At 45.9% G+C, this 19676-nt stretch carries 14 protein-coding genes; 7 read left to right on the forward strand and 7 right to left on the reverse strand.

Features of this window, described 5'->3' with window-relative positions; translation table 11 throughout:
• Positions 1–486: 486 nt before the first annotated feature.
• On the forward strand, positions 487–1290 hold the full coding sequence (locus tag R7Z10_RS11255; RefSeq protein ID WP_017633488.1) for a MetQ/NlpA family ABC transporter substrate-binding protein: 804 nt from the start codon (positions 487–489) through the stop codon (positions 1288–1290).
• Between the two features lie 95 nt (positions 1291–1385).
• On the opposite strand, the gene R7Z10_RS11260 is transcribed toward R7Z10_RS11255, so the two are convergent.
• Both R7Z10_RS11260 and R7Z10_RS11265 read right to left on the reverse strand, forming a co-directional pair.
• Positions 1386–1661, reverse strand: coding sequence for a hypothetical protein (locus R7Z10_RS11260; RefSeq protein WP_005379716.1), 276 nt, complete (start codon positions 1659–1661; stop codon positions 1386–1388).
• A 223-nt stretch (positions 1662–1884) separates the two neighbouring features.
• The gene (locus R7Z10_RS11265; RefSeq protein ID WP_005379714.1) at positions 1885–2604 is read right to left on the reverse strand and encodes an SIMPL domain-containing protein; all 720 of its coding nucleotides are present in this window, start codon (positions 2602–2604) and stop codon (positions 1885–1887) included.
• A gap of 233 nt (positions 2605–2837) precedes the next feature.
• Between R7Z10_RS11265 and R7Z10_RS11270 the strand changes: the two genes are divergently transcribed.
• The 5 genes from R7Z10_RS11270 (at position 2838) to dhaR (ending at position 11097) form a co-directional block, all read left to right on the forward strand.
• A complete protein-coding gene (locus R7Z10_RS11270) occupies positions 2838–4601 on the forward strand; it encodes a GNAT family N-acyltransferase (RefSeq protein WP_318100793.1) in 1764 nt (587 codons plus the stop codon).
• Between the two features lie 595 nt (positions 4602–5196).
• Positions 5197–7149 (forward strand): PTS mannitol transporter subunit IICBA, encoded by a 1953-nt coding sequence (locus R7Z10_RS11275; protein ID WP_318100796.1) that lies wholly within the window; start codon positions 5197–5199, stop codon positions 7147–7149.
• 111 nt (positions 7150–7260) lie between these two features.
• Positions 7261–8409: a mannitol-1-phosphate 5-dehydrogenase gene (locus R7Z10_RS11280; protein ID WP_318100800.1), complete on the forward strand. Its 1149-nt coding sequence runs from the start codon at positions 7261–7263 to the stop codon at positions 8407–8409.
• A gap of 86 nt (positions 8410–8495) precedes the next feature.
• On the forward strand, positions 8496–9026 hold the full coding sequence (locus R7Z10_RS11285) for an MltR family transcriptional regulator (RefSeq protein ID WP_005379708.1): 531 nt from the start codon (positions 8496–8498) through the stop codon (positions 9024–9026).
• 145 nt (positions 9027–9171) lie between these two features.
• Positions 9172–11097: a dihydroxyacetone kinase operon transcriptional regulator DhaR gene (gene dhaR, locus R7Z10_RS11290; RefSeq protein ID WP_318100802.1), complete on the forward strand. Its 1926-nt coding sequence runs from the start codon at positions 9172–9174 to the stop codon at positions 11095–11097.
• An 80-nt stretch (positions 11098–11177) separates the two neighbouring features.
• Here the strand turns inward: dhaR and ptsP are convergent, their stop codons facing one another.
• Genes ptsP through dhaK form a run of 3 tightly spaced genes read right to left on the reverse strand, consistent with a single transcriptional unit; the run spans position 11178 to position 15288 of the window.
• The gene (ptsP, locus tag R7Z10_RS11295) at positions 11178–13577 is read right to left on the reverse strand and encodes a phosphoenolpyruvate--protein phosphotransferase (protein ID WP_318100805.1); all 2400 of its coding nucleotides are present in this window, start codon (positions 13575–13577) and stop codon (positions 11178–11180) included.
• A 1-nt stretch (position 13578) separates the two neighbouring features.
• Entirely contained in the window at positions 13579–14214 is a 636-nt protein-coding gene (gene dhaL / locus R7Z10_RS11300; RefSeq protein ID WP_053304323.1) for a dihydroxyacetone kinase subunit DhaL, read from the reverse strand.
• A 15-nt stretch (positions 14215–14229) separates the two neighbouring features.
• Complete coding sequence (gene dhaK, locus R7Z10_RS11305) at positions 14230–15288, reverse strand: dihydroxyacetone kinase subunit DhaK (protein ID WP_005379704.1); 1059 nt, start codon at positions 15286–15288, stop codon at positions 14230–14232.
• Between the two features lie 353 nt (positions 15289–15641).
• Between dhaK and R7Z10_RS11310 the strand changes: the two genes are divergently transcribed.
• Entirely contained in the window at positions 15642–16724 is a 1083-nt protein-coding gene (locus tag R7Z10_RS11310; protein WP_017820260.1) for a glycerol dehydrogenase, read from the forward strand.
• 84 nt (positions 16725–16808) lie between these two features.
• Here the strand turns inward: R7Z10_RS11310 and glmS are convergent, their stop codons facing one another.
• Together glmS and R7Z10_RS11320 are read right to left on the reverse strand one after the other, a co-directional pair.
• Positions 16809–18641, reverse strand: a complete 1833-nt coding sequence (gene glmS / locus R7Z10_RS11315) for a glutamine--fructose-6-phosphate transaminase (isomerizing) (protein WP_005379702.1) — start codon at positions 18639–18641, stop codon at positions 16809–16811.
• 110 nt (positions 18642–18751) lie between these two features.
• Entirely contained in the window at positions 18752–19513 is a 762-nt protein-coding gene (locus tag R7Z10_RS11320) for a DeoR/GlpR family DNA-binding transcription regulator (protein WP_005379701.1), read from the reverse strand.
• Positions 19514–19676 lie beyond the last annotated feature (163 nt).

Raw genomic sequence — 19676 nt, forward strand, 5'->3', positions numbered from 1 at the left:
CACAGTTTTCTACATTTCCTCGACGGTGGCGGCGGTGATATAGGTTCAGCGGATTTCCCGTTGTCGACGTCAGTAAAATCATGCGGGTAATCAGGTGATGTGATTTTGCTGGTGGATATGGGCGTGATTCGGGGCAGGGTTTCTATGTTGATTGTGCAGTGATATTGCGTCAGACCTTCGCTCATAATCGATTGGTCCGCAGTTCAAGTCTGCGAGGGGCCACCATATTTCGAAAGGCGTAGCAGGTTAATACCTACTACGCCTTTTTTGTATCTTATATCTTTGGGTACAGTTTCGGTTGCGGTAACTCGTCACTAACCTCGTAATAGCTTTTCTTCTTCCCCTCTTCTTTAACTATTATCTGGCTTTCTATACGAGCAATAGAAACAAAATGTCTGCTCGTGATTTAAACCATTGACCCTCAGACAACTTCTGATAGTATGGACATATAAACGTATGGACGTCTAAAGCAAAAATGGAGCTACAATGAAAAGTATTGGTCACTTAAAGAAACTAGCTTTGATTCTCACGGCAGTAGTCGGCTTAAGCGCTTGTGGAGAAAAAGATGACTCTGTCATTAAAGTGGGCGCGACAGTTGGACCACATGCACAAGTAGTCGAGGCGGTAGCGAAGGAGGCAGCGAAGCAAGGTTTGAATGTCGAAGTCATTGAGTTTTCTGACTACGTGACACCTAATGCCGCTCTTAGCGATGGTAGCATCGATATTAATAGCTATCAGCACCAGCCATTTTTAGACAACTTCAACAGTAGCCATAACGCCCAATTAGTATCAATTGGTCAGTCCATTCTTATGCGTATGGGGCTTTATTCCAATAAGTATCGCTCACTGCAAGAGCTTCCAAACAATGCACGTATAGCGCTTCCAAATGACCCTACCAACGGTGGTCGTGGTCTGTTGCTACTCGCCGATGCAGGTTTAATTGAGCTGAAACAGGGTGTTGGCCATAAAGCCGCCCTAACTGATATCACAAAAAACGCAAAATCATTTGAATTTGTCGAGGTAGATGCCGCTCAGCTACCAAGAACATTAGATGATGTGGACGCGGCTGCGATTACAATGAACTACGTAATGTCTTCTGGTTTAGATCCGAAGAAACAAAGTATCTATCTTGAAGCAAAAGACGCCCCATTAGCAGTCATGGTCATCGCCACTCGTGACGCAGACAAAAATAATGAAGCGTATAAAAAGTTCGTTTCTATTTATCAATCTCAAGCGATTCGTGATTATCTCGATCGCACTTTCAAAGGCACAATCGAAGCAGCTTTTTAATCAATAAAGCAGCGACTACTTTGCCCCACGAATCAGATAGAAAAGAGGCTAATGTTTTCTCATAGCCTCTTCTTTTCATTACTCACTAAATCGACTCATTGTCGACTTTCAGCCTCTAACTTCATTGCCAAATAAGCTTGATCAGCAGAAACCAATTCAGGGCGGTTAATCAACTTCCAGAGGAAGTATGGTGGGATTAAAAATACGATGAAGTAGAGAGATTCATGGAAAAAAACATCGGCTATCGTTTGCTGATGCTCCCAAAGTGCCGTCAGTGCGAAGAGCTCTAACATCACGCCTAATACGCCAAAGACGACAGAGACAACAATCGCTAAACCCAGTAGTTCTCTAACAAAGTGCTTGTATGCCATGATACTAATTCCTTCTAGCAATAAGTCATACTAACTTACGCTCATAAGAAACAAGTGAGCTTGATTATTATCAAACTCACCTCATCACTGTTAAGAACTTAGTTTTATAAAAAAGTACTTGTATATAGCGTCAGCGAAGACTGATTTCCCTATCACAGAGCATAGATACCTCTACAAATAGAAGGTGATGGAACGACCAACTATTGACTATATGAGCGCAACTTTAATCAGATAAGTAATATTGAACCGTCGATACCACTCGTACTTTCTTAATGTAAGGCGTGTTGCTGTCTCGGTCATAAATCGAGAACTGCCCTTGAGTTGCACGTTTGATCTTACCCAGTGAACTCTGTGAGTCTTTCGCAAATTTCTCAGCCACTTCACGCGCATTCTTAGTCGCTTCTTCGATCATGTCTGGCTTCACATCATTCAGCTTAGTAAAGCTGTACTCAACACGATTTGCATAAGGATCTTGGTTAAGCAAAACGCCTTGCTTTCCTAGCTCACCTATTTCATTGATTGCCGCTCGAACAACATCAACACTCTGGCTATAAACCGTAACGGTTCGCGAGGCCAAATAACGATACTCAATGTCTTGCTCGCTCCCATATTGCTGTGCTTTTCTGTCAATGACCGCTGGGGAAGAAAGGGAAACGCTGGTTTCAGGAAGCCCTTTGGCACTTAGAAAGTCCAAAATCAAACGGGTTTGCTGGTCAATTTCATCAAACATGGCTCCCATATCATTACTCGCTAGAGTAAATTGAATCGGCCAAATCACCGTATCAGCAGGATACTCACGCTCCGACAAACCTTTTACTGTCACGACTCTTTCATAGGCTCGGTATTTCACCGCCGTCTGCTGCATAAAATAGCCAAGGATGCCAAGACCAAGTATCAAACTTAGTCCAATCCAAAGTGCTGCTTTATTGGAAACTCGTTCCATTATTTCCCCCTGATAAATATCAACTTAGCTTAATCTTTGTTCTAGATAAGATAGCCTATCTATTGTTTTAAGAGGGAGACATAACGCGAGTTTTGATTCATAGCACAGTGATATACCGTTTTCTTTAGTCAATAAAGCTTCATTGGTTTGTCACCAAAGGCTCATGCTTTTGCCTCTTAACTGTCATCTGTAATTTCTACTATCCAATCAGCAACTTGTACGCTGAGGTAAATATGGATAGTTCAACCCCTTTTCGTCTCCCTCGTAAAACGCCGTTTGGCATTGGTGAAAACGTTGCTGAATGGGCAACCGGTTTAAACCAACTTGATAAGTTCTACGCCCAACGCCCCGTTAATGCCGATACCAAAACTTTTCTCCGCTTCACGCTGGATATCTTAGGTATCGATTATCGCATTGCTCATGGTTCACTCGACTCAGTACCTAAGCAAGGTGCTACCGTCATTGTGGCGAACCATCCGCTTGGTTGTGTGGAAGGCGTCATCTTGGCCGAACTCTTGTTGATGGTACGAGACGATATCCAAATTCTAGCCAATCAATACCTGAAAACCGTACCAGAGTTAGATCAGCTCTTCATTGGTGTCGATGTGTTTGAAGGCAAAGACGCCGTCAAATCGAATATGAAGGCCCTGAGAGCGGCCAATAAACACCTAGCAAGTGGCGGCTTATTGCTTGTCTTTCCTGCCGGTGAGGTTTCCCAGTTAGTCGATGCCAAACAGCAACGCTTGGAAGATAAAGCGTGGAGTCGAAGCGTAAGTAGCCTAATCCGCAAAAACAAAGCAACGACAGTTCCAGTATTCATCAGTGGTCAGAACTCGAAACGCTTCTATATGGCAGGGAAAATCCATCCACTTTTGCGCACCCTACTGCTTGGGCGAGAACTGCTGAACAAACAGGCGCAAACCATCAACTTATCCTTTGGCCAAGCGATAAAATTTAAAGAGCTGAACACACTTAGCGATGATCAAGTGGTGAACTATTTGCGGCTCAACACTTACTTACTCAATCGTGAAATCCAATCGGTGAAGCCCTCTTCCTCATCAGAACGGCTCTCACCAATAGCGGCAGGGTTACCCGTAGGCGAATTGCTTGAAGAACTGAACAACTTACCAAAAGAGTCCAAGCTGCTAACAAGTGGTGAGTTCGATGTCTACTGCACGGAGTCGCAGAATATCCCTTCCCTACTGCATGAAATTGGTCGCCTACGTGAGCTCAATTTCCGACAAGTTGGCGAAGGGACGGGACTAGCAATAGACATTGACCATTTCGATCATGATTACCTGCATCTGTTTGTGTGGGACAGAGAGAACCAATGCTTGGTGGGCGCGTATCGTTTAGGTCTGGTTGATCAACTGATTGAAAAGCGCGGCGTAGCAGGTCTGTATTCACGAACGTTGTTTAACTATGACCAACGCTTTATCGACCAAATGGGTAAATCCATTGAGATGGGGCGCTCTGTGATTGCACAGCAATATCAAAAGAGCATGAGCGCGCTACTGCTGCTGTGGAAAGGCATCGCAACGTTCGTTCATCAAAACCCAGATTACACTCACCTATTTGGTCCGGTAAGCATTAGCAACGATTATAGCGATACTGCACGTCAATTACTGGCTCAATCAATGACACTGCACCACTACGACAACAACTGTGCAGAATACGTCACGCCTTCTAACCCACTTCCTGAGCACCACCGTGACTGGAATACCAGCATGCTCACCGCTCTGGGTGATTTACAGCTATTGTCACGTGTCATTGCCAGAATCGATGAAGGGAAAGGAGTGCCCGTTTTGCTGCGTCAGTACTTAAGCCTCAATGGCAAGCTGGTATGCTTCAACATCGACCCTGCATTCAATAACGCTCTAGATGGATTGATTATGGTGGATTTGCGCGATGTTCAAGAAAAGACGTTGGCAAGGTATATGGGACGCGAGCAAGCTCATGACTACCTCGTCTATCATACTAATAGCAACGATGATTAAGAACAGTGATTAAGTAGAGAGTTGGGAATCACAAGAAGAACCGTGTGGCGACTCTCTTTATTTACCCTTTCATCAACTAATTAGGCGTGCTCCGTGAAGTGCGCCGAAAAGACTCTCATAGATACAATCTATCGAAAGATCTAGATAGCATTTATCTCACCAATTCCGTCACAAACTTTCACAAAAAACAAAAACAAATCCAGGTCACACTTTAAATCCACCACAACTCAACACAAAACGTGACATTGATCATTACAAGTATTTAATTCGAATTTCAAAAAAAATCAAAAGTGATCAAAGTCACAAAGTATTTTAATTTTAAATTTGTCAGAAGATCGGATTGATCACTAAGATTTTTATTGACAGATTTGAAAGTGGCTTTTTGTTATTAAGTTACAAGTTAATAAGTTGAACTTGGTCACTTAAAAACCGTTTCTCAGCCTAAGAAATGCGGGCGTAGATCACGAAAAACCCGTTGTCAGTTCCAATTGGAAAATGTGTGGTAAATTGATTGGGTACTAAGCAATCAAACAAACGGTTTTGGCGAACCGTTTACTACAACAAGATTCATCAGAACATCGAACGGGGAATTGTTATGATATCACCAGATGCCAAGATCAAGATACAAAATTTTGGTCGTTTTCTGTCAAACATGGTAATGCCAAACATCGGCGCGTTTATCGCGTGGGGCTTTATCACTGCTCTATTTATCCCAACTGGATGGCTACCAAACGAAACGTTAGCCTCTATGGTTGGCCCAATGATTACCTACTTGCTGCCACTACTTATCGGTTACACCGGTGGTAAATTAGTTGGCGGCGATCGTGGTGCGGTAGTCGGTGCAATCACAACAATGGGTGTGATTGTCGGCACAGACATCCCAATGTTTATGGGGGCAATGATGGTCGGCCCAATGGGCGGCTGGGCTATCAAGAAATTCGATAACTACATCGATGGTAAAGTAAAAAGTGGCTTCGAGATGTTGGTTAACAACTTCTCTGCGGGCATCATCGGCATGCTATGTGCGATCCTTGCCTTCATCTTTATCGGTCCATTCGTAAAAATTCTTTCTGGTGGCTTGGCGGCTGGCGTTAACTTCCTAGTTTCTGCTCACCTACTACCACTGACTTCAATCTTCGTTGAACCTGCGAAGATCCTGTTCCTAAATAACGCGATCAACCACGGTATCTTCTCTCCACTGGGTATCCAACAAGCGTCTGAGACAGGTCAATCGATCTTCTTCCTAATCGAAGCAAACCCTGGTCCTGGTCTAGGTATCCTGCTAGCTTACATGGTGTTTGGTAAAGGTACGGCTCGTCAAACTGCAGGTGGTGCATCAATCATCCACTTCTTCGGCGGTATCCACGAGATTTACTTCCCATACATCCTAATGAACCCTCGCCTAATCCTTGCGGCTATCGCAGGTGGTATGACTGGCGTATTCGTTCTAACTATCTTTAACGCAGGTATCGTTTCTCCAGCATCACCAGGTTCAATCTTTGCAATCTTGTTGATGACTCAGAAAGGCTCAATCGTTGGTGTTCTAGCGTCTATCGCAGCAGCAACAGGCGTGTCATTCGCCGTAGCAGCACTGCTAATGAAGACACAAACGTCAACAGAAGAAGACGGTGATGAAGCAGCCTTAGAAAAAGCGACATCACAAATGAAAGACATGAAATCTGCATCTAAAAACGATGCGGTGGTAAACAGCCAAAGCAAAGGTGACGTAGACCTAGCGACAGTACAAAGCATCATTGTCGCTTGTGATGCGGGCATGGGATCGAGTGCAATGGGCGCGAGCATGCTACGAAAAAAGGTTCAAGACGCAGGTCTGAACATCCACGTAACCAACCTTGCCATTAACAGCTTACCAGAGAGTGCAGATATCGTGATTACTCATAAAGACTTAACGGATCGTGCACGTAAGCATGCTCCAAACGCACACCACATTTCATTGACTAACTTCCTAGATAGCGAGATGTACAACCAGCTAGTCACCAAACTACTAGCAGCGCAAAACCAATCCGCAGCCAATGACGACCAAATGGTAAAAGTGTCAGTCATGGCAGCAAACGACGACAACTTCGAGCCACAGCAAACGTCGGTGTTCCAAATCCAGCGTGAAAACATTCACCTAGGTTTGAAAGCTGCCAACAAAGAAGAAGCGATTCGCTTCGCGGGCAACAAGTTGGTCGAACTTGGCTACGCAGAACCAGAATACGTAGACGCGATGTTTGAGCGTGAAGCATTGGTTCCAACTTACCTAGGCGAATCTATCGCAGTGCCTCACGGCACGGTAGAAGCGAAAGACCGCGTGAAGAAAACCGGCATTGTAATCTGCCAATACCCATCGGGTATCCAATTTACTGAAGACGACGATGATGTAGCGAAACTGGTTATCGGCATTGCCGCTAAGAACGATGAGCACATCCAGGTGATTACCACCATTACGAACGCGCTCGATGAGCCGGAGGCAATTGAGAAGCTAACCAGCACCAACGATGTGGAAGAGATTCTAAACATCCTTGGCGGTCAACAAGCGGCTTAATTACCCCTTTAATTTGCTCCTGAGGCAAATGAGGTCAGCTGTCACCCCCTATGCGGTTGGCCTCCCCCTAGTTTCGTAAGTCAACATTTTAGACATTGGTAGGTAAGAATTATGAAAAACGCAGTTCATTTTGGCGCAGGTAACATTGGTCGTGGCTTCATCGGTAAACTATTAGCAGACGCAGAAGTCGAGGTGACATTCGCAGACGTTGACGCTCCACTCGTCGACCAACTGAGTCACAAGCAAGAATACAAAGTAAAAGTGGTCGGTACTGAGTGCCAAATCGATACAGTAACTCACGTCACCGCGGTTAACTCAGCCAGTGAAGATGTCATCGACCGCATTGTAAAAACCGACTTGGTAACAACAGCGGTTGGCCCTAACGTACTGGACATCATTGCAAAAACCATCGCTACCGGCATTGCTAAACGCTTTGCAGCAGGTAACGATAAACCATTGAACATCATCGCGTGTGAAAACATGGTTCGTGGTACCACACACCTAAAAGGTGAAGTGTACAAACATTTGGATGAATCATTACACGCGAAAGCAGACGAGCTAGTTGGCTTCGTCGACTCCGCAGTGGACCGCATCGTACCACCAGCAGAAGCAGCGAACGATGACCCACTAGAAGTGACGGTAGAAAGCTTTAGCGAATGGATTGTGGATGAGCAGCAATTCAAGGGCGAAATCCCTGACATCGCAGGCATGGAAAGAACCAACAACCTAATGGCATTTGTAGAACGCAAGCTGTTCACTCTCAATACAGGCCATTGCATTACCGCTTACCTAGGTTGCTTGAAAGGCCATCGTACCATTCGTGAAGCAATTGAAGACCCAAGCATTCACGCTGAAGTAAAACAGGCGATGCAAGAGAGTGGTGAAGTGCTGATCAAACGTTACGGCTTCGACCGTGACATGCACAACGCCTACATCGAGAAGATTTTAGGACGCTTTGCCAACCCATACTTAGTGGATGAGGTGGATCGCGTAGGTCGTCAACCAATTCGAAAATTGGGTGCAAACGATAGATTAGTGAAGCCTTTACTCGGTACAATTGAGTATGGCACTGAAAATCAAACACTTTTGAAAGGCATTGCCGCTGCGTTGAAGTACACTAACGACACCGACCCACAAGCAGTAGAACTGCAAACCTCATTAAAAGAAGTGGGTGTGAAGAAGACGCTAGCGACATACACAGGTCTTGCAGAAGACAGTGATGAAGTGGCTCAAATCGAGACACTTTACAACCAACTTTGATTTACCTAGGGGAGCTTGGCTCCCCTTCTATGTCCTTCTCTGCTTGAAGAGTTGGGATAGCTAATAATTAGAAATGTATTCAGTATATGGCAGATAACATCAACGAAACCGAGATCATTGAGCGATTAAACAGCGCACCATCGGTACGAGGCTTTTTCATTGCAGCAGTCGACGTTTTTAACGATTCGATCGACGGGTTGGTGCAAAGAATCTTTCGTAAAGATAACTTCGCTGTTCAATCGGTTGTCGGTCCGCTGCTACAAGACTCTGGACCGCTGGGCGATCTATCTGTTCGTTTGAAGTTATTGTTTGGCTTGGGAGTGCTCCCCGATGACATTTACCACGACATCGAAGACATCATCAAACTCAAAAACCAACTCAATAGTGACGCTTCAGATTACGAATTCACTGACCCGAATATTCTAGAACCAATTAAGAAACTGCACTTGGTGAAGAAAATGGGCATGGTGCAACTGGAAGTCAGCGAACCAGATGACGACATCGACCTTGAGTTTTATCAGCTACAGCTGCAACGTCAACAACAAATCATTAAGTCAGGGCTCTCACTTGCCATTGTCGAGATTTGCAATGAGCTCGGCAAAGACAGCCCTTTTTAATCGAAAAACTGGCAAGGAAGCCTCCTCAACTCGCCCCTCTTTTTGCACATTCTTCTATACAACGTGCGTGAAAGCCATCACAGTCCATATTCCGATGTCTCTGTAACATCAGACCAATCTATCGCTAGTATTGAAACGGGATCGCATGCTTTCAATCGAAGACACTAAAACTAAGTGGGAGTTTTTCCAGAAACACCACTGGGTATCTCCAGAATTTTCCCGCACTCCCGTCCTCGAGTCGTGGGAGCGTTGCATAAAGCAATGCAGCCCTTACACCTGGTCAAAACCACATATTGCCTCTGGATTTACCTTCTCATCTCTAATGAAGCGCAACGAACATCTCATCGAATGCGCCACGACCGTACTTGAAGATACATACGATATGCTTGGTGACGAAGACCTGGTATTGATGGTAACCGATGGCAACGGCTGTATTCTCTCTACCGTCGGGCACGACTCTATGCGACAAGAGATGCAAGCGCTCGGCATAAAACAAGGCTGTTTTCTCTCCGAAGGAAAGATAGGCACAAATGCAGTCAATCTCTGTATCAACACTCATATCCCGTGTGACGTTTTTGCTGCCGAACATTTCAATCGCCACTTGCACTCTTATGCCTCTGTAGCGGCGCCTGTTTTCGACCAATTTGGCAAATTACGCGGTACAACATGCCTTTTCAGAAAAGCGGAAAGCTATAAGAAAGAAGACTTAGTCATCATCGCGTCGAGCGCGAAAGAAGTCAGCTTGCAAATCCATATTCAGTCGGAACAAGAAAATATGAACCGCCTCACTTGTGCGCACAACGCAACGTTAGAGTGCATGGATGACGGCCTTCTGGCCTGGGATGAAGAAAGCCGTATAACCATGGTAAATCACCAGTCCGAGCGCTTGTTAAACATTGAAGCCAGTCAGGTCTTGGATAAAGAAGTCTTTTCTGTTTTGCGCTTCCCACCGAATGTCCTTACTAGCATTGAGTCAGGTGCGAGCATAAACCGTAAACTCACAACGGTAGAGGTTCGTGGCGAGTTTGTTGAAGCGATCATCACCTTGCGTCCACTCAACGACGGCACACACTTATTGTTCTTGCACCCTATCGATAAAATTCGCGAACTTGCTCAACAACAAATAGGTGGCAGTGCGCGCTATACGTTCAGCACTTTGCCCGTCATTTCACGAAAAATGAAGCATGTCATAACCGTGGCAAAACGGGCCATAAAGTCCAAATCACCGATTCTAATTACGGGTGAAGAAGGTGTAGGAAAAGCCACTCTCGCCATGGCGATTCATAACGAAAGCACCTACAAAGAAGGGCCGTTCATTACGCTCAACTGCCGCTCCATCAATACAGAGCAACTGGTCAAAGAAACCCTGGGGTATGACGAAGGGCAAGGCATGCCTTCAAAGTTTGAGCTCGCCCATGGCGGTACGCTCTTTTTAGAAAAGGTGGAATATCTGTCGCCCGATTTACAAGCCGTGCTACTTAAGTTGTTAAAAACTGGGCTCGTCAGCCGCAGCGACAGTTTGCGATTGATCCCCGTAGATTTTCAACTTATTACCAGCACCGCTTCAGAGATCAGCGAGTATGTCACTCAGCGCTCATTTGGTCGGCAACTTTATTATGAAATCTCCTCGAACGAGCTGCATATTCCACCACTACGAAAGCGTAAAGAAGACATTGAATTTCTCGTCCAGCAGCTTATCAGCCATTACGAACGCCGCCACAATGTGACGATCTCGATAGAGCCAGTCGCACTGGAAGCGTTGATGAATTTTCGTTGGTCAGGCAATAACTCCGAATTAAGAAATCGAACTGAGCGAATTTTGCTTAACCGCAGTTCCAACTTAATCAAGCTGAACGATATTCCTGAAGACATTAAACTGAATTCTCGCCATACCGCAGAAAATACGCCAGTAATCACGTTAGAAGAAGCCGAGAGAAGAGCGATTGTTCAGGCTTGGAATCAGTGTGATGGCAAAATGCATGATATGGCGAAAGCATTGCAAATTGGCCGCACGACCTTATGGAGAAAAATTAATAAGTTTGGGCTGCTGGAGCAAATGAAGCTGTATTAAGTCGTGAATTGGCGTTCCTATAACAAAAGTAAAACCGGCGTAAGCACGCCGGTACAGGTGTACTAACGATAAGGTATCGATTAAACATCGACAGACAACTGACGAATCTGCGCTTTTAGTCCCGGTAGCATGCTCGAACTGGCGCTGAATTTTCGCAACCCCACGCGAAGCAATGTTTCTGTGGCATTTGGATCGCCAGCCATCTCACCACACATACTAACCGGTATGCCCGCGCGATCGCCTGCTGCACACGTGAGCTCAATGGCTTTTAGTACCGATGGTTCAAAGTAGTTCACCAATTCAGCAACGGCGGCGTTACCTCGATCGGCGGCCATAACATATTGAGTCAAATCATTGGTGCCGATAGAGAAAAAGTCGACTTCTTGGGCTAACGCATCAGCACTTAATACCGCGGCTGGCACCTCAATCATAATACCAACGGGCAAATGAGTCGCATCCAAGCCGAGTTGGTTTGCTTGATGCGCCAACAGCGCTTTTACTTTTCTCACTTCTTCAACCTGAGCCACCATCGGTATCATCAATTGAATATTCGGTTGCTCGTGAAAGGCTCTCAGAATGGCTCGAAGTTGAGCGGTAAACAATGACTCATGTTGAAGGCACAACCGCACCCCTCTCAAACCTAAAAATGGATTATCTTCTGCTGGCATAGGATAAGCGGCTAAAGGCTTGTCACCGCCAACATCTAGACTACGAATCGTAAGTGGCTTATCACCAAGTGCGGCAGCAATATCACGATACACTTGGTATTGCACTTCCTCAGTCGGCAACTCATCACTGTTTTGAAATAGAAACTCAGTCCGGAATAGACCAACGCCCTCAGCTCCTGATGTTAGTGCATCATCAATATCTTTCGGTCCACCAATATTGGCGAATACTGGAATATGGACACCATCACAGGTGACTGCGGCTTGCTGAGCACTCGCTAGTGCACTTTGTCGGGTGCTTTGCCACTCAATTTGTTGCGCTTCTAATTCCTGCTGTACGGCATCTGAAGGAGAGAACCATAAATACCCTCGGAAGCCATCAATAGTCACCACTTGACCAGCACGCACAGCATCAAGGCAGCCCTGAGCTTTAACGATGGCAGGAATACCCATCGCACGGGCAAGAATCGCACTGTGAGAGGTTTTTCCTCCTTCACTCAAACAGATACCAAGCACTTTCGATTTATCAAGCCCGGCCACATCAGAAGGCATCAGGTCGCGGGCCAACAAAATACTCGGTTCCTGAATGTCGATGGCATTAGGCGTTACGCCTGTCATTTCAACCATAACTTGGCGTGCGATATCATGCACATCAGCTTCGCGTTCCCGCATGTACTGACTTTCTGCCTGGCGAAACTCTTCGGCCAACCTTTGCAGTGATTCTACCCAAGCTTGCTCGGCTATCATGCCCGTTTGAATTCGCGACTCGACCGATGCCCATAATTCTGGGTCACTGAGCATCATGCTATGAGCAGCAAATATTTCCCCTTTCGGCTGCTTCGCTTGCTCCTGCAAATGTTGAACAACCACGCCTATCGCACGCTTAACCCGTTCAATTTCATCTTGTTCACTTTGGAAATCACGTTCAGGCACAGCTGGCATTTCATGAGTAAAAAGGACAGCAGGAGCAGTAGCGATACCGTCATTAACTCGAATACCAACAACAGCACCTTCAATCTGACTTGAGGCCATGCCATCGAGCAGAGTATCCGAGCTTTCTTCAGGTTCGACAATGCCTTGCTCAACCGCCTCTTTTTCTCCGAAGTGCTCACTAGCTAAGGCTTCAAATGCCTTGATTGCTTCACTGGATTGAGGTCCAAGTGCGCATAAGGTGATCGTCTCTTGACTACGAACGCCAAGTTTCGCAATGCTGTTTAAGCTTTTCGCGTTCACACGGCGCTCGCCTTTTTTCAACCATAATTGGCAGTCGAAAGGCGCGAGTGCACCAACAATGGCCGCAGTGGGGCGAGCATGTAATCCATGCGGATTTTGCACTACCCAATCAAATGTCCGTTCTTGCTCAAAGTTCTCTGATACTAGCGCTATCTCAGCGGATGTTAGTGGCTGATCACCAAGATGCTCTTGTTTTACGCTTAACGCATTCTGTGCCTCTTCGACTACCGTCGATAAAGGTAGTCCGGCAGCAGCAGCCACCGACGCCGCCATGGTTCCTTCAACAATAGGTGCCGAGATAAGGGTGACATTTTCCCTCACATGATCATCAATCAGGTCCAGAGCCATTTCCGTGCTAAGCAACGCGCTGCCAAGATCCATCAACACAACAACCCCTTGTTGATCTTGTACCTGCTCAATCGCTTCCATCACGGCAATGGCATCGGTTCCGATCGGGTTCTCTGGATCATCAATCCCAGCAGCAATCGCAAGCTTGGCTTTGCCTTGCGTCATTTGGGTGGCAAGTTCTGCCACCCCTTCGGCAAGTCGACGACTATGAGATACAACTACAATTCCCACCATCTTAATTACCTGCTATTGCCTGCTGTAGTGCTTTAATCATTAACAAAGAAGAGGTTGCACCGGGATCTTGGTGACCAATACTGCGTTCACCTAAATAGCTTGCTCGCCCTTTTTTCGCCAACATTTCAATCGTGGCAACCGCGCTCGTTTCTGCTAGCTCAACCATTTCATTCAGTAAGTGATCGGCGCTCATGCCATTTTCTAACGACGCCTTCACGCTAACTAAAACGGGTAACCAAACATCACACATGGTTTTATCACCCAGCTCTGCTTTACCACGAGACACCACGCCATCCACACCGCTTTTTAGTGCATCCACTAACTCTTCAAACGTTAATTGCTCTCGAGTTCCGACAGCGGCAGCCGTGCGAATAAACAGCGTGCCATACAGCGGGCCACTTGCCCCACCAACACTAGAAAGTAAGGTCATGCCCGTATTCTTGAGAATGCTGCCGATATTTTGGTCCGCAAATTGCGGCAGTTTTTCAGCAACTTTTTTAAAGCCACGGTTCATATTGAGACCATGGTCTGCGTCACCAATATCACGATCAAGGTCGGTCAGAAAATCTTGATTCTCTTGATACGTTTTTGCACATAACTCTAGCCAGTGAACGATATGTTGTTTTTCAATTTGCATGTTTGCTCCCCCCTCTTACCACTTGATCGCGGCCGTATCGACAGGAGCATCGAACAGCTCCAACATCTCTTTATCTGCCTTCAGCAACGTAATCGAAACGCCTTCCATATCGAGTGACGTACAGAAGTTACCAACCATATTACGCACGATACGGAACCCTGCTTGCTCGCAGTTATGAGCCAGACGGCGGTACACTCCGTAAAGCTCTGAAGTTGGCGTACCGCCCATACCATTCACCATCACGATGTAGTCGTGTTCAGCGGCGAAAGGCTCAATGCTGGATTCCACTTCATCCCATTCACCTTCGTCACGATTCCAAATACGCAATGTGCGCTGATAAGGTGTGTTTTCAGCAACTTCAGCAAACATTTCATCCACTAACGTATCGACATCGGTGTATTTCACTCGCTTGATACCTGGTTCACCATGGATACCAACACCAAACTCCACTTCATCATCTTCCAGAACAAAAGATGGTTTACCTGCTGCGGGTACAACACAAGCATTAAGCGCCACGCCAAATGAACGACAGTGATTATTAACGCGACGAGCCAGTGCTTCACATTGCTCCAACGAATAACCTTTGCTCGCGGCAGCCCCAACTAACTTTTCAACCAATACCGTTCCAGCTACGCCACGGCGACCAGCGGTATACAGGCTGTCTTTGACTGCAACATCGTCATCCACCAACACCGACCCAACTTTGATGCCATCGGTATGAAGCAGCTCCACAGCCGTTTCAAAGTTCAACACGTCTCCGGTGTAGTTTTTAATGATAAATAGCACGCCTTCACCAGTATTCACTTGGTTGCCACATTCGTACATTTGATCTGGCGTTGGTGAAGTAAATACCTCTCCAGGGCAGGCGCCTGTCAGCATGCCTTTACCAATAAAACCTGCGTGCAAAGGTTCATGACCACAGCCACCACCAGAAACCAGTGCCACTTGCCCCGGTGTTTCCTCGTGCCACATGTAACGAGGTTCGTAGTTCGCTTTTAGCTCTGGGCGAGATAAAGCCAGACCTTCCATTTGCTGCAATACAACATCATCAACTTGGTTAATTAACTTTTTCATCGTTCTATCTCATTCCATTTATATTTTTATGTAGGGTATGAATTCATCTTAAACAGAGAAAATGCGTGCTCAACAAAAATCAATCCGTTTCATATTGAAACAAAAACTTCGGCATTATTGTTTCAATATGAAACGAAAAACGACAAATTTTCCTGAATAGTGATCGTCGCCATAAAGCATGCTGATTCTTATTACTTCTGGCAGTCGGTTTGACACAGAGGTCATAAAAGCATGGAACAAAACCAGAGATATCCTTCACCACTTACCACACCAAACCTAATATAAACCTTATCCCTACAATGGATATTCATTGCAGTCCAAAACACACATAAAAAAGGTTAAAGGTTTGAATTATGGACAAAATTATTATCAGCCCAAGCAAATACGTCCAAGGTGAACAAGTACTTACATCTATCGCTCACTATGTGAAAACATTGGGTGAACGTCCGTTAGTAATTGCCGATGAGTTCGTGACTAACCTGGTTGGTGATGACGTCAAACAAAGTTTTGCTGACGAAAAGCTTCCACTCGCTATGAACATTTTTGGTGGCGAATGTTCACGCGTTGAGATTGAACGCATCACGGACATTTGTGCCACTCAGAAACACGATGTCATTGTCGGTATTGGTGGTGGTAAAACGTTAGATACAGCAAAGGCTGTTGCGTTTTACACAAAAATTCCTGTCGTGGTGGTTCCTACGATTGCCTCGACTGATGCGCCAACCTCAGCGCTTGCGGTGATATACACACCTGAAGGTGAATTTGCAGAATATTTGATGATCCCTAAAAACCCAGACATGGTCATCATGGATACGTCAGTCATCGCCAAAGCCCCTGTTCGCTTACTTGTATCGGGGATGGGCGACGCGCTTTCCACCTACTTTGAAGCTCGTGCCAACATGACTTCTGGTAAGGCAACAATGGCTGGTGGGTTAGCGACGCGTTCAGCACAAGCGCTTGCGAAACTTTGCTATGAAACCTTGCTTGAAGATGGTGTAAAAGCAAAAGCTGCAGTAGAAAATGGTGTGAGCACCAAAGCGGTAGAAAACATTATTGAAGCCAATACATACCTTAGCGGTATCGGTTTTGAAAGCAGTGGTCTAGCGGGTGCTCACGCTATTCATAACGGCCTAACTAAGCTTGAAGAGTGTCATCATCTCTATCATGGTGAGAAAGTCGCGTTCGGCACACTAGTTCAGCTGGTACTAGAAAACGCAGCGATGGAAGAGATTAATACGGTTCTTGCATTCTGCCGCTCTGTAGGTCTACCAACCAACTTATTTGATATGGGCGTTAAAGAGCTTAACCACGCTAAGTTGCGCGAGGTCGCCGAAGCCTCAACGGCCGAGGGAGAAACCATCCACAATATGCCATTCCCAGTGACGGCAGAAAATGTCTACTCTGCAATTCTAACCGCTCACCAGTTGGGTCAATAACTCACAAACCTTAAAATGGGTTTAAATAAAAAAGCGGCACATACTCTCGCATGTGCCGCTCAGGATTTTTGCTGTTAAGCGTAATTACTCAACCGTTACCGCTTTCGCTAGGTTACGTGGTTGGTCTACGTCCGTACCTTTGATCAGTGCTACGTAGTAAGACAGCAACTGCATTGGGATGGTGTAGTAGATCGCCGCCGTGATTTCACTAACGTGAGGCATAGTGATGATCTTCATTGTCTCATCGCCTTCGAAGCCTGCGTCTGCATCTGCGAATACGTATAGAAGGCCGCCACGCGCACGCACTTCTTCAACGTTTGATTTTAGCTTTTCAAGTAGGTCGTTGCTTGGTGCAACCACAACAACAGGCATGTCAGCATCAATTAGAGCCAGAGGACCGTGTTTCAGTTCACCCGCCGCGTACGCTTCTGCGTGGATGTACGAGATCTCTTTCAGTTTTAGAGACGCTTCCATCGCGATTGGGTAGAACTCGCCACGGCCTAGGAACAATGTGTGGTGCTTGTCTGCAAAATCCGTTGCAAGTGCTTCAATTTCTTTCTCGAAAGAAAGTGCCGCGTTGATTTGCTTAGGAAGTGCGTGTAGCGCTTCAACAATCTCTTTTTCTTTCTCTTTGCTGATGCGACCTTGCTCTTTACCCAGTGCTGTTACCAGCATAAGTAGTGCAGAAAGCTGAGTCGTGAACGCTTTGGTTGAAGCCACACCGATTTCAACACCAGCGCGAGTCATGAACGCAAAATCTGATTCACGAACCAGAGAAGAGCCTGCTACGTTACAAATGGTCATCGCCGCCATGTAACCTTTCTCTTTTGCTAGGCGAAGTGCTGCTAACGTATCTGCAGTTTCACCAGACTGAGACAACGTAATAAGAAGGCTGTTTGGACGAGTCACAAACTTGCGGTAACGGAATTCAGACGCAATTTCTACATCACAGCTAACGCCTGCAATGTCTTCAAACCAGTAACGTGCCGTCATACCTGCGTTGTAAGACGTACCACACGCCACGATTTGTACGTGTTCTACTTTGCTTAGAATGTCTGCCGCGTGCACACCGATCGCGTCTGTCACAACAGAATCTGACGTGATACGACCTTCCATTGTGTTGATCAACGCTTTAGGTTGCTCATAGATTTCTTTTTGCATGAAGTGACGGTATTGGCCTTTATCACCTGCATCATGCTCTGCATTAGATTCAACAATTTCACGCTCAACTGGCTCACCCGTTGCATCAAACACAGTGACTTCACGGCGAGTAATTTCTGCTACGTCCCCTTCTTCTAGGTACATGAAACGGCGCGTAACGTTAAGTAATGCAAGTTGGTCAGACGCTAGGAAGTTTTCACCTACACCAAAACCGATCACGATCGGGCTGCCTGAACGTGCTACTACGATGCGAGATGGGTCTTTGCGATCCAACGCTACCGTGCCGTATGCGCCTTCAAGTTGTTTTGCTGTTTTTTGTACCGCTTCTAATAGCGTTTCTGAAGTACGAAGTTCCCACTCAACCATGTGTGCGATAACTTCTGTATCCGTTTGCGATTCAAACACGTAGCCACGAGATTGAAGCAGCTCACGCAGCTCTTCATGGTTTTCGATGATGCCGTTATGGACCACTGCGATATCACCAGACATGTGTGGGTGAGCATTGATTTCAGAAGGTTCACCGTGCGTCGCCCAACGAGTGTGCGCAATACCAGTTCCGCCGATCACTTTTGCTTCTTCTACTGCATCAGCCAATTCTTGTACTTTACCCAAGCGACGAACGCGCGTTAGGTTTGATTCGCCATCAACAACCGCAACGCCAGCAGAGTCGTAACCGCGGTACTCTAAGCGGCGTAGACCTTCAACCAAAATTTCTGCAACATCTCGTTGTGCTACTGCACCTACGATTCCACACATGTGTTTATCTCCGTTTGTAGTTTTGTTCTTCCCTAGCCATGATTTCAAATAGAGGCAGCAAGCAAAGGCCTTTATCCAGAGGGAAGTAAAATATGAAACTGATTACATTATTAGGCGCAAATGACTTTCACGCCATGTTGTTCAATCTGTACTTTATGCTCTGCTTGGATATCTGCATCGGTCACCAACACATCAACTTGATGCCAAGCGAGCTCTAAGTTTGGGATCTTACGGCCGATTTTTTCGGACTCGATCATTACGATCACTTCACGTGACGCTTCTGCCATTACCTTACTTAAGCCAACCAACTCATTAAATGTCGTGGTTCCACGCTCGAGATCGATGCCATCCGCACCGATGAATAGTTGGTCAAAGTCGTAAGCTCGTAATACAGATTCGGCCACTTTGCCTTGAAAGGACTCTGAGTGCGTATCCCAAGTACCGCCAGTCATCAGCAGTGTCGGTTCGCTCTCTAATTCATTTAGGGCGTTAGCAACATGCAACGAGTTGGTCATGACCACTAAGCCACGTTTGTCATTCAACTGTTGAATCAGCGCGGCAGTCGTGCTGCCACTGTCGATCACGATGCGATTATGATCGCGAATCAATGATGCTGCTGCTTTTGCTAAGCTTAACTTTCGAGTCGAAACATTAGCGCCCAATTCTTCGTGAATGACTTCCTTTGGGATAGCAATCGCACCGCCATAGCGGCGTAGAAGTTGGCCGTTTTTCTCTAAAGAAGCTAAATCCTTTCTAATCGTGACCTCTGAGGTTTCGAATTTCTGAGCAAGTTCATCAACGCTGACTTCTCCTAGTTCAGAAACCAAGTTAGAAATGGCGTGTCTTCTTAATTGAGTGTTTCGTTTCGACATTTAAGTTTTTATTTTAAGTTTCGATGTGAAACTTATTATAGTCAAACCGAAACTTTCAAGTCCATTTATTTCGATCCAAAAAATTAATATTTCTCGATAAAACCTTGTCCTAAGACAATTCTTAAACAGTGATATTGGATTCATTCAGTGGTAGAATTCGCCA

This window comes from Vibrio sp. Vb1018 (assembly GCF_033338775.1).
GTDB lineage: Bacteria > Pseudomonadota > Gammaproteobacteria > Enterobacterales > Vibrionaceae > Vibrio > Vibrio alginolyticus.